The organism is Halopelagius longus (assembly GCF_900100875.1).
In the GTDB taxonomy this organism is placed as follows: domain Archaea; phylum Halobacteriota; class Halobacteria; order Halobacteriales; family Haloferacaceae; genus Halopelagius; species Halopelagius longus.
The window spans coordinates 56,666-68,259 of sequence record NZ_FNKQ01000004.1 but is presented as its reverse complement, the minus strand read 5'-3'; the positions used below and the strand labels follow the sequence as shown (position 1 = coordinate 68,259).

10 protein-coding genes are annotated in these 11,594 nt (G+C 67.3%); 5 read left to right on the top strand and 5 right to left on the bottom strand.

Annotated features, from left to right (window positions below; all coding sequences use genetic code 11):
• The first annotated feature begins 49 nt into the window (after positions 1-49).
• From BLS11_RS15425 to BLS11_RS15410, 4 genes are all read left to right on the top strand, one after another.
• On the top strand, positions 50-946 hold the full coding sequence (locus tag BLS11_RS15425) for an ABC transporter permease (protein WP_092538875.1): 897 nt from the start codon (positions 50-52) through the stop codon (positions 944-946).
• 142 nt (positions 947-1,088) lie between these two features.
• A complete protein-coding gene (locus BLS11_RS15420; RefSeq protein ID WP_092538682.1) occupies positions 1,089-2,276 on the top strand; it encodes a UxaA family hydrolase in 1,188 nt (395 codons plus the stop codon).
• On the top strand, positions 2,273-2,587 hold the full coding sequence (locus tag BLS11_RS15415) for a UxaA family hydrolase (protein WP_092538681.1): 315 nt from the start codon (positions 2,273-2,275) through the stop codon (positions 2,585-2,587). Before BLS11_RS15420 ends, BLS11_RS15415 begins: the two co-directional genes overlap by 4 nt.
• Positions 2,584-3,696 (top strand): UxaA family hydrolase, encoded by a 1,113-nt coding sequence (locus BLS11_RS15410; RefSeq protein WP_092538680.1) that lies wholly within the window; start codon positions 2,584-2,586, stop codon positions 3,694-3,696. The genes BLS11_RS15415 and BLS11_RS15410 overlap by 4 nt, the downstream gene beginning before the upstream one ends.
• A 141-nt stretch (positions 3,697-3,837) precedes the next feature.
• Here the strand turns inward: BLS11_RS15410 and BLS11_RS15405 are convergent, their stop codons facing one another.
• Both BLS11_RS15405 and xacF read right to left on the bottom strand, forming a co-directional pair.
• Complete coding sequence (locus BLS11_RS15405) at positions 3,838-4,602, bottom strand: IclR family transcriptional regulator (protein ID WP_092538679.1); 765 nt, start codon at positions 4,600-4,602, stop codon at positions 3,838-3,840.
• 333 nt (positions 4,603-4,935) lie between these two features.
• Positions 4,936-6,378, bottom strand: a complete 1,443-nt coding sequence (gene xacF / locus BLS11_RS15400; protein ID WP_092538874.1) for a 2,5-dioxovalerate dehydrogenase — start codon at positions 6,376-6,378, stop codon at positions 4,936-4,938.
• A 200-nt stretch (positions 6,379-6,578) separates the two neighbouring features.
• Here xacF and BLS11_RS15395 point away from each other — a divergent pair, with 200 nt between their 5' ends.
• The gene (locus BLS11_RS15395) at positions 6,579-7,448 is read left to right on the top strand and encodes a fumarylacetoacetate hydrolase family protein (RefSeq protein ID WP_092538678.1); all 870 of its coding nucleotides are present in this window, start codon (positions 6,579-6,581) and stop codon (positions 7,446-7,448) included.
• A 604-nt stretch (positions 7,449-8,052) separates the two neighbouring features.
• Here the strand turns inward: BLS11_RS15395 and BLS11_RS15390 are convergent.
• From BLS11_RS15390 to BLS11_RS15380, 3 genes are all read right to left on the bottom strand, one after another.
• On the bottom strand, positions 8,053-9,084 hold the full coding sequence (locus tag BLS11_RS15390) for an NAD(P)-dependent alcohol dehydrogenase (protein WP_092538677.1): 1,032 nt from the start codon (positions 9,082-9,084) through the stop codon (positions 8,053-8,055).
• Positions 9,085-9,136: 52 nt separating this feature from the next.
• Complete coding sequence (gene dgoD, locus BLS11_RS15385; RefSeq protein WP_092538676.1) at positions 9,137-10,288, bottom strand: galactonate dehydratase; 1,152 nt, start codon at positions 10,286-10,288, stop codon at positions 9,137-9,139.
• 96 nt (positions 10,289-10,384) lie between these two features.
• A complete protein-coding gene (locus BLS11_RS15380; protein WP_092538675.1) occupies positions 10,385-11,554 on the bottom strand; it encodes an ABC transporter ATP-binding protein in 1,170 nt (389 codons plus the stop codon).
• Between the last annotated feature and the right edge of the window lie 40 nt (positions 11,555-11,594).

Sequence of the window (11,594 nt, the reverse complement as noted above, 5' to 3'; positions counted from 1 at the left end):
CGAGAGACGCGACCTCCGCGATTGGCTGGTCGATTTGGGGCCCTTCGCGATGCTCATCATCCTCGTCGCGTTGTTCTCGTTCACGAGCGACGTGTTCGCCACGTACGGGAACTTCATCGGCATCCTGAACAACAGCATGATTCTGCTGCTCGTGGCCCTCGCGGGGACGTTCCCCATCCTACAGCAGAGCATCGACCTCTCGGTGGCGGCGTTGGTGGGCCTCACCGGCGTCGTCACCGCGATGATGGTCAACCAGATCGGAATTTTGGCGATTCCGGTCGGCATCCTCGTCGGCGTCGCGGCGGGCACCGTAAACGGCGTCATCTTCGCCAAACTGAAACTGCCGTCGTTCCTCGTCACCCTCGGAACGCTCTCCATCGCGCAGGGGTCGGCGCTGCTTCTGACCGACGGGTCGTCCATCCCGTTCCGGAACGAACAGGCCCAGTGGGTAGCGACGGGCGAACTGATTCCGACGGTTCCGAACCTCGTCCTCTGGGGACTGCTCATCTACGCGATTACCTCGTTCGTCGCGTGGAAGACGTCGTTCGGCCGCTACACCTACGCGCTGGGGGAGTCTGAGAAAGTTGCGGACCTCTCGGGCGTGAAGGTGGACCGGTACAAAATCGGCGTGTTCGTCCTCTCGGGGCTGCTCTGCGGCATCGCCGGGGCGTTGCTGGCCGCCCGCATCTCCTCGGGGCAGGCGACGATGGGCGACGGCTTCCTCCTCCCCAGCATCGCCGCCATCGTGATGGGCGGCACCGCCCTGACCGGCGGCGTCGGCGGCCCCCACCGAACCATCATCGGCGTGATGGTCATCCAGGTCCTCCAGAACGGACTGGACCTCAACGGCATCGGCTCGTTCGTCCAAGAGATAATCCTCGGGTTCGTCGTCATCGGCGCGGTGTGGATGTCGCTGGACCGCGACAAGATAGACGTGGTGAAGTGACGGGCGGCGAGGGCGAGCGACCGGCCCCCTCTCCGCCCGAGTCGGTGAGTGAACTATTCTTTCGACCGAACCGGGAGCGGAACGAACACTCGGTCTCCCGCCGGCGAAAAGACTAACACGCTCGTCATCGACACTCGTTCCCATGGGTCACACGTTTAGCGGCTACCGCAGGCCGGACGGCCGAGTGGGCGTCCGCAACCACGTCGCCGTCCTCCCCACGTCGGTCGCCGCCTCCGCCGTCGCGTCGGCGGTGGCCGCGGAGGCCGGCGCGTGGGCGCGGGCGACGCCGCACCAACTCGGAACGAGCCAACCGGACCCGGCGAGGCGGCAGACCGAGCGAGTGTTGACCGGCGTCGGACGGAACCCGAACGTCGGAGCGGCCCTCGTCGTCGAACTCGGCACCGAGGACATCGACGCCGACGATATCGCGGACAGCATCGCCGCCGACGGGGCGGCCGTCGAGACGCTCACGATACGCGAGGCCGGCGGCACCGAGGCCGCCCTCGCGGAGGGCGCAGAGCGCCTCGAACGCCTCGACGAGGAGGCGAAACGCGCCAGACGCGAGGAGGCGGACGTCTCGGAACTCGTCTTCGGCGTGGAGTGCGGCGGTAGCGACGCGACCAGCGGAATCGCGGCCAACCCGGCGGTCGGCGCGACCTGCGACCGACTCGTCGAGGCGGGCGGCACCGCCTGCTTCAGCGAGACGCCGGAGTTCATCGGCGCCGAACACATTCTCGCGGACCGGTGCGTGGACGAGGAGACGCGCGCGAAACTCCTCGACCGGGTCGAGAAACGCGAGGGGATGGCCGAACTGATGGGCGTTGACCTCCGCGGCGCGCAACCGACGCCCGGGAATCAGGAGGGCGGCCTCACCACCATCGAGGAGAAGAGCCTCGGCGCAATCTCGAAGGGCGGGACGACGCCCGTCCGCGGCATCGTCGAGTACGGCGAGGACCTGCCGGTCGGCGGCGGACTCGTCCTCATGGACACGCCCGGATACGACGTCGAGAGCGTCGTCGGCAAGGTTGCCGGCGGCGCGCAGGCGATAGCGTTCACCACCGGGCGCGGGAGCACAACCGGCAACCCCGTCGCGCCGGTCATCAAGGTGACCGGCAACCCGAAGACGTGGGAAACGATGGCGACCAACATCGACGTGAACGCGGGGACGGTGTTCGACGGCGAGTCCGTCGATTCGGTCGGCGAACGCGTCTTCGAGACGCTCGTCGAGGTGGCCGACGGCCGGCGCACCGAGTCCGAGCACCGGCGGTTAGAGGAGTTCGCCATCAACGAGATTCAACCGCGGGAACTCGACGCGGAGGCGGGCGCATGAAGGGTCGCGTCCTCGACGACGCCCTCCTCCTCCTGAGCGACGCCGACAACGTCGGAACGGCGGTGGACGACCTCTCCGCGGGAACCGAAATCGAGCGCGGCGGGCGGACCGTCACCCTCTCCGAGGACGTTCCCTTCGGTCACAAGGTCGCCGTGGAGTCGTTCGCCGTCGGCGACGAGGTTCGGAAGTACGGCGAGGTCATCGGCGCGGCGACGCGGGCCATCGGCCCGGGCGAGTGGGTCCACACCCACAACTGCGAGAGCACCCGCGGCCGCGGCGACCGGGCGGACGCCGGAGGTGAGGCGGCGTGAGCGCTCCGTCCGTCACCGGGCGGACGTTCGAGGGCGTCTTCCGAACAGACGGGAGCGTCGGCGTCCGCGACAACGTCCTCGTCCTCCCGTCGGTCATCTGCTCGCACATCGTCGCAGACCGCATCGCCGCCCGCGTAGACCGCGCCGTCTCGACGCCGCACGACCACGGGTGCGCCCAACTCGGGGCCGACAACGAGCAGACGCGCCGGACGTTCCTCTCTCTGGCGGAGAACCCGAACGTCGCGGGCACACTCGTCGTCGGACTCGGCTGCGAGGAGGTTCAGAGCGACGACGTGGCGAACGCGCTCCGGTCGCGGGACGTCCCGGTCCGGGAACTGTCGATACAGGGCGTCGGCGGCACCGACGAGTGCGTCGAACGGGGCGTCGAGGCGGCGTCGGAACTCGCCGAACCGCGCTCCGAGGCTCACTCCGACGCCTCCATCGGGGACCTGACGCTCGGAATCGTCTCGAGCGACCTCGACACCGCGACGGTGGACGTGGGGGACCCCCTCGTCGGCGACGTGGCCCGCGCCGTCGTCGCCGCTGGGGGTCGGGTCGTCGTCGCCGGGAACGAACGCGTCCTGGCCCACCCGGAGGCCGCACGCGACGCGACGGCGTACGAAGCCCGCGACTCGCTGGACGAACTCCTCGCCCGGCACGAGGGCGACCCGCCGCGCGCGACGCGCGTCGGTCGCTTCGCCCAAAAGCGGTCGTTCGAGGCGGTGACGCGTTCGTGGGGGGAGCGCGACGTGTCGGAGGTGTTGGCGTACGGCGAACGCGCGAGCATCTCGGAGGGTCTCGCCCTCGTGGACGCGCCGTCGCGGTTCGCTGAAGCGACGACGGCACTCGCCGCGGCGGGCGCGAACGTCGTCGTCCACGTCACCGGCGACGGCATCCTCGCCGGCCACCCCCTCGTCCCGGTGGTGAAGGTGACCGGCGACCCGGGGACGGCGGCGGCGCTACCGGACGACATCGACGTGGCGGCGGCGAACGCCGACGCCGACGACCTACTGGAGAAACTGGTCGCCGTGGCGAACGGCGACCCCTGTTGCGCGGAGCGACACGGCCTCACGGAGTTCGCCATCACGCGCGTCGGGCCGTCGATGTGAATCCGTCTCGGCGTCCGCTTTTTCTCGGTCTCAGAACGCGCTCGGGGTGACCGATTCGCCCGGCGGGCGAACTGGAAGTGACAGTTTGACGAACGACGAGTCGCAGAAATTGAAAACGCACGCCCGACGGGGGGCCGTCGGTCACGAGTACGTGAGGTTGAGTTCGATGACGTTCGCAGCGCTCTGGACGCGTTCGGGTATCTCCGATTCGAACGTCTCGCCCTTCATCCGACTCGTCGGCCCGGAGACGCTCACGGCGCCGATGGCGCGTCCGTCCGGGTTCGTGACGGGCGCGGCGACGCACCGAAGCCCGGAGAGTCGCTCCCCGTTGTCGGTGGCGTACCCGCGTTCGCGGATAGCCGCCAGTTCCTCGTCGAGTTCCTCCCGCGTCGAGACGGTGTTGGCCGTCTGCGCGGGCAGGCCCCAGCGGTCGACTATCTCGTCGACGCGTTCCTCGGGGAGGTGCGCCAGAACCGCCTTCCCCAGCGAGGTGCAGTGGAGGCCGACGCGCATCCCGGCGTGCGTGTCGAGGTTGACCGCTCGGTCGCCCTTCGAGCGGAGGAGGTACACTCCCCGCCCGTGCTCTTCGACCAGCAGATTCGCCAACTCGCCCGTCTCGTCGGCGAGGGACTCCACCTCCGGTTTGGCGACGTCGTAGATGCGCATCCGGTCGCGCGTGTGTTCGCCGAAGTCGAGGAACTTCAGGCCGATGCAGTACGTCTCGTCGTGCCAATCGACGTACTCGTGTTCCCGGAGCGTTCGAAGGTGACTGTACACCGTGCTCTTGGGAAGTCCGAGTTCGTTCGCTAACTCCGTCACACCGGCGTTCCCCTTCTCCTTCAACGCTTCGAGGATCCGAAGCGAGGTTCCCAGCGCCCCGATCGTGTTCGTGGTGTTAGTTCCCATGACACACACCGATTACCGTCCGATATATATAACGTTTGTTCACGTTCCCAGAACGTGTTTCCGACTATGGTGGTGGACGGCCCGACATCGTCGTGTGCGCCGAACGGACGGAGTGGCGGTGCGACCGCCTCCGAGAGGGAGGCCCGAAGATTCATGTTCATTGCTGACATAGTCCGCGGCGCGGTCGGAGGGGACTCGCGCGTAGTCCGAGAGCCGCGTGCCACTATCAGTTCAACCAGCCCACTGCCGTCATCCCCTCCGTCCCGCACGCCGTTCTGCGGTCGGAGCGACCGTTCGCGTCCGACGCGAAAAATAAGGTCCGAGAGCGCAGGCTCAGTAGTTGTCGTAGACCGTCTTCGTCGTCGTGAAGAAGTCGAGGGCGGCCTCGCCCTGTTCGCGGTACGTGTTACTGGAGGAGTCCTTCATCCCGCCGAAGGGGACGTGCAGTTCGAGTCCCGTCGTCTTCTCGTTTATCTTGACGACGCCGGCTTCGATGTCGTCCACGAAGCGGTTCGCCTCGGAGTGGTCGTCCGTGACGACGCTCGCCGCGAGGCCGTAATCGACGCCGTTCGCCACTTCGACGGCCTCCTCGTAACTCTCGACGCGGATGACCGAGAGCACGGGACCGAATATCTCGTCCTGCGCGATTCGCATGTTCTCGTCCACGTCGGAGAAGACTGCGGGCGAGACGAAGTAGCCGTCCGCGCCCTCGACGTCCACCTCCTCGCCGCCGGTTTCGAGGGTCGCGCCTTCGTCCTGTCCGATTTCGACGTACTCCAGCGTCGATTCGAGTTCGCTCTCGCTCACCTGCGGCCCCATATCGTGGCCGTCGAGGCCCGGGCCGACGTCGATGTCCTCGGCGGCGGCGACGACGCCGTCGACGAACTCGTCGTACACGTCGTCGTAGACGATGGCGCGGGAGGTGGCGGTACACGCCTGCCCGGTGACGCCGAACGCCCCGGAGGCGACGATATCGACCGCCTCGTCGACGTCCGCCGTGTCGGAGACGATGGTCGGGTTCTTCCCGCCCATCTCGCACTGGACGCGCTTTTGGTCGTCCGTCGCGGCGTCGTACACGTGGTGTCCCACCTTGGAACTCCCGGTGAAGGAGACGGCGTCCACGGCGTCGTGGTCCGTGATTGCGCCGCCGACGTCGCTCCCGGACCCGATGACGAGGTTCACGACGCCGTCGGGGATTCCCGCTTCGTCGAGACACTCGACGATACCCTTGGCGACGCCGGGGGCGAGTCGCGCCGGTTTGATGACGACCGCGTTACCCGTCGCGAGGGCGGGCGCTATCTTCCACGCCGGGATGGCGATGGGGTAGTTCCACGGCGTGATGAGGCCGGCGACGCCTAACGGCTCTTTCTGCGTGTAGAGGTTCGACTCGCGGCCGCTTGCGGCCTTGACGGTGCCGCCGTAGTCCCCCGCCTTCTGGGCGTAGTAGTAGAAGATGTCGACGGCGCGTTGGACCTCTGGTTCGGCCTCCGCGGGCGTCTTCCCCTCCTCGCGGGTGAGCGTCTCCGTCAGTTCCTCCGTGCGGTCTTCGAGCAACCGCGCGGCCTGCGTGAGAATCGCGCCGCGTTCCGGGCCGGGCGTAGAGGCCCACTCGTCGGACGCCGCGGCGGCGGCCTCGATTGCCCTCTCCGCGTCTTCGGTGGACCCCATCGCGTACTCCGCGACTACCTCCTCGGTGTTCGCCGGATTGGTCACCTCGAACGTCTCTCCCGACTCTGCCTCCGTCCACTCGCCGTCTACGTAGTTCGTGGCTGCCATGGGCACCGGGACGTACGCCCGCATGCCTTAGGGATTTTTCGGTGAATGTGATGCTGGAACTCCGGGAAATGCGACACTTCGGGCGGCGTGCTCTTCTAACTCCCGTCCGAACGCGGACCCGCCCACGGCGAGGCGAGCCCCACCGGCCGATACGTCGACATTTGCTAACAATTATGTGGCAGTATCCGGTAACTGAACGCATGCAGTACTACGCATTAGCGGGTGCGGAGCGACCGGCACTCGTCGCACGAGACGAGGACGACGCCTTCGACTTGACGAGTTCGAATCCGAAGGTGGAGACGTTCTCCGACCTCGCGCGGGCCGCGGACATAACGAATCAGAGCGTCGACGACGTCGCGCGTGGACTGCTCGACGAGGCGGATTCGTTCCCGGCGGACGACCTGTCCGAACGGGCCCGGCGGCCGGTCGTTCCGGACGAGGTGTGGGCGGCGGGCGTGACGTACCACATCAGCGAACAGGCCCGAGAGGCCGAAAGCGGGATGCCCGACGTGTATCTGGACGTCTACGAGGGGGAGCGCCCCGAGATATTCTTCAAGGCGACGGCGAGTCGGACCGTCGGCCCGAACGAGGCGGTCGGAATCCGCGGGGACTCCTCGTGGGACGTTCCGGAACCGGAGTTGGGCGTCGTCCTCTACCGCGGCGACATCGTGGGCTACACCGTCGGCAACGACGTGAGCAGTCGGTCCATCGAGGGCGAAAACCCCCTCTACCTCCCGCAGGCGAAGGTGTACGACCGCTGCTGTTCTATCGGCCCCTGCATCACCTCCGCCGCCGACATCGGCGACGCGCAGAACCTCGGCATGACGATGACCATCGAACGCGACGGCGAGGTACTGTACGAGGAGTCCGCCTCCACCGCCGAGATGGTCAAATCCTGCGAGGAACTCGTCTCCTACTACGCGCGTCACAACACCGTCCCCGAGACGGCGGTTCTCCTGACGGGCACGGCACTCGTCCCGAGCGACGACTTCACCCTGCAGGAGGGCGACGACGTCCGCATCGAAGTGGACGACATCGGCGTCCTCGAAAACACCGTCACGGTCGTCTGAGGCCCCTCCGAGTCGGAGGCGGCGCGCGCTCCCCGTTTACTGTCGTCGCACGAGACAGTACCATGAGGACACGGGAACGGAGTCGCTCGAACTGCGGACACTGCCGGTCAGAGCGACTGTCTCACCGCGTCCCGCACGAGAGACTCCGCGGAAGCCGGATTCTCCTCCGTGCGACGAAGCCGAACGCCCGTCCGTCATCGGAATCCGTGACCGAGGGACGACTGTAACGCCGGCCGAGCGAACGGGACCGTCCGCGGGCCGTTCGTCCAACCCGCCGGCCGCCGACATCGAGACGGCCTCGCCGCCGGTGGATTTCCGCGCCGCTTACCGGTCGAGTACCCGTCGGGACGAGACAGGATAGTCCGCCTCCGCCTCCCGACTCGTCCGCGGGTCGCTCCCGTCGAACGGGACGCCTCCGTCGTTCCGTATCGTCACACCGGCGCGACGGCCGTTCCTCTCCCGTAAAACCGGCGGAACGAGTCCGCGATGTTCGTCGCGCGGGCCGTAGACCGCTCGTCGTATGGGGTCGTCTCGACGGTAGCGCGGACGACGATAGCGGCGGTCCGACCGCGGAACGATTGCGGCCGACGGCCGACGAGTCGAATCACTCGGAGACGGTTATCATCCCCTTGACGACGGCGGGGTCCACCGCGTTGCGGAAGGCGTCGTCGATATCGTCGAGCGACGACTCGAACTCCACGATGCCGTCCACGTCCACGGCGTCGTCTTCGAGGAGGCCGATAGCCGCGTCGTACGTGTTCTTGTAGCGGAACGACCCGTGGACGTCGAGTTCGTTGTCGATGACGTCGAGGACGTCGAAGGGAACCTCCGCCTCGTCGGCGAGGCCCACCAACACGACGGTGCCGCCGCGGCGGACGGCGTCGATGGTCGAACGGATGGACGGTTCCGCCCCGGACGCCTCGACGACGACGTCGGCACCCGCGCCGTCGGTGTACTTCGCGACGGCCGTCGCCGCGTCCGTCTCCGAGACGTCGATGGTCAGGTCCGCGCCGCGTTCCTCGGCGAAGTCGAGTTTCTCCGGAACCACGTCGGTGACGAGGACGTCCGTCGCGCCCGCGGCGAACGCCGCCTCCATCGTCAGTAGTCCGATGGGACCCGCACCGGCGACGAGTACGGTGTCTCCGGTTCCGACGTTCCCCCGGCGACACGCGTGGATACCCACCGAGAGCGGTTCGCAGAGTGCGCCTTCGGTGGTCGAGACGTTCTCCGGAAGTTCGTACGCGAAGTCGGCGGGCCAGGAGACGTACTCCGCGAACGCGCCGTCGTGCGGCGGCGTCGCCATGAACTCGACGTCCTCGCAGAGGTGGTAGTCCCCGCGCTTGCAGTGGGCGCACCGGCGACAGGGGACGCCCGGTTCGAGCGCCACCCGGTCGCCGGGCGCGAGGCCCTCGACGTTCTCGCCGACGTCGACGACTTCGCCCGCGCTCTCGTGGCCGAGGACGAGGGGGTCCTCGACGACGTAGTCGCCGATTCGCCCGTGCTCGTAGTAGTGCACGTCCGACCCGCAGATGCCGACGTCCCGAACCGCGACGAGGACGTCGTCGGGGCCGGGCGAGGGGTCGGGGCGTTGCCGAATCTCGAACTCGTTCGGTTCGACCAAAACTGCGGCCTTCATACCCGCTTCGACGGGTGGAACTATCAAAAACGTGGGGGTGACCGGGCGTTCGTCACCACTCGGCGACGCTGCCGTCCTCGTGGTGCCAGACCGGATTGTACCAGTTGACGTGCGTCTGCGCCTGTTCGCGAACGTACGATTCGTCCACCTCGATTCCGAGTCCCGGCCCCTCCGGCCGTTCGACGTACCCGTCCTCGAAGGTGAAGACGCCGGGGTCTTCCAAGTACGCGAGCGCCGGACTCGACCCGGGGTCTTCGAGGCCCAAATCCTGTTCCTGCATGACGACGTTCTGCGAGCAGAACCCCACCTGCAGGCAGGCGGCGAAGGCGACCGGACTGAGCGGACAGTGGGGGACGACCGCGACGTCGAACGACTCGGCCATCGAGGCTACCTTGCGGAGTTCGGTGATTCCGCCGACGTGCGTGACGTCCGGTTGGATGACCGAGACGGCGTCCTCGACGAACAGGGGCTTGAAGTCGTACCGAGAGTAGAGTCGCTCGCCGGTCGAGACGGGAACCGAGGTGCGCGCCGCGAGTTCGGCGAAGGAGTCGTCGTGCTCCGGAGAGAGCGGTTGGTCGACGAACATGGGGTCGAACGGTTCGAGCCGTCTAAGGAGGTCTGCGGTCATGGGCTTCGAGACGCGGCCGTGGAAGTCCACGCCGAGGAACACGTCCTCGCCGACGGCGTCTCGAACCGCCGCTATCCGCTCTATCGCCCGGTCGGCGACGCGTTGGGTCTCCAACGGTCTGAACTCCCCGACGAGGTTCAACTTGAGCGCGCGGAACCCCTCCTCGACGTACTCGGACGCCGACTCGGCGATGCCCGCGCAGGAGCTGCCGCCGATCCACTGGTGGACGAGCATCCGGTCGCGGACGTGGCCGCCGAGCAGTTCGTGCACCGGCGCGCCGTAGTGCCGCCCTTTGAGGTCCCACAGCGCTTGGTCGATGCCGGAGAGCGCGCTCATCAGGACGGGGCCGCCGCGAAAGTACCCGCCTTGGTAGAGCTTCCGCCAGTGGTACTCGGTCCGAAGGGGGTCCGCACCCAACAGGTACCCCTCGACGAGTTCGGTGACCGCCGATCGGACCGTCTCGAGCCGCCCTTGGACTATCGGCTCTCCCCACCCCACTGTCCCGTCGTCCGTCTCCAGTTTCAGCAGTAACCACCGCGGCGGCACCGCGTACAGTTCGTAGTCCGTGATTTGCATGGGCGGCCTATTCGCGAGTAACCACTTGAAAGGGCGGGACGCCGGCGGAGCGCACTCGGCGGCGAGGAGTACTGATGCGCCGCCGTCGGCGTCGCCCTACTGCGTGCGTATCGCCTGCACGTGCTCTTGGAGAGCGACCTGCGCCCGGTCGTCCAGTCGGCGCTGGTGGACCGTCTCCCCGGTGTCGCCGTCGAAGAGGTGCACGTCCCGGTTCGGCACTTCGACGTACACGCGTTCGTCCTCGCTGATGGGGCGCTGTCCGTCGGTTTCGACGATGAACGGCTCGTCCGTCTTCGCCCCGTTCTCGGGGCGCAGGTAGACGTAGGAGACGCTCCCCATCGGTTCGACGACGTCCACGACGGCTTCGAACTCGTTGCCGCCCGCAGGCTGGTCGTTCAGCGACAGGTCCTCCGGCCGAACTCCGAGGGCGACGTCCGTCGAGGGTTCGACGGACGACTGCATCCGCTCGGTCAGGTCGTAGTCGAAGCCGTCGAGGCGGAGCGTCCCGCCCTCGGTGTGGCCCTCGAAGAAGTTCATCGAGGGTTCGCCGATGAAGCCCGCGACGAACCGGTTCGCCGGCCGGTAGAAACACTCCAACGGCGTCCCTATCTGCTGGAGTTCGCCGTGGTCGAGGACGACGAGTCGGTCGCCCATCGTCATCGCCTCCGTCTGGTCGTGCGTGACGTACAGCGTCGTGACGCCGAGGTCGTTCTGCAGGCGGTTTATCTCCGTCCGCATCTCGGCGCGCAGCTTCGCGTCTAAGTTCGAGAGGGGTTCGTCCATCAGGAAGACGTTCGGGTCGCGGACGATGGCGCGCCCGAGTGCGACCCGTTGCTGTTGTCCGCCGGACATCTCCCCCGGGGTGTTGTCGAGGAGCGAGTGGATGCCCATCATCTCCGCCGTGCTCTCGACGCGTTCGGCTATCTCCTCCTCGGAGAGCCCCGTGGACATCTTCAGCCCGAAGGACATGTTCTCTCGGACCGTCATGTTCGGGTACAGCGCGTAGTTCTGGAACACCATCGCGATGTCCCTCGCACGCGGGCCGAGTTCGTTGACGATGGTATCGCCGATGACGATGTCGCCCTCGCTCTGCCGTTCGAGGCCGGCGACCATCCGGAGGAGCGTGGACTTTCCGCTCCCGGAGGGGCCGACGAAGACGACGAACTCGCCGTCCCGTATCTCCATCGAGATGTCGTCCACGGCGACGACTTCGTTCGTTCCCTCTCCGAATCGCTTCGTCACGTCGTCGATGTTGATGCTTGCCATTGTCCTGCGTTCCGCACACGGCTGTGTAGCCCCGCCGTCC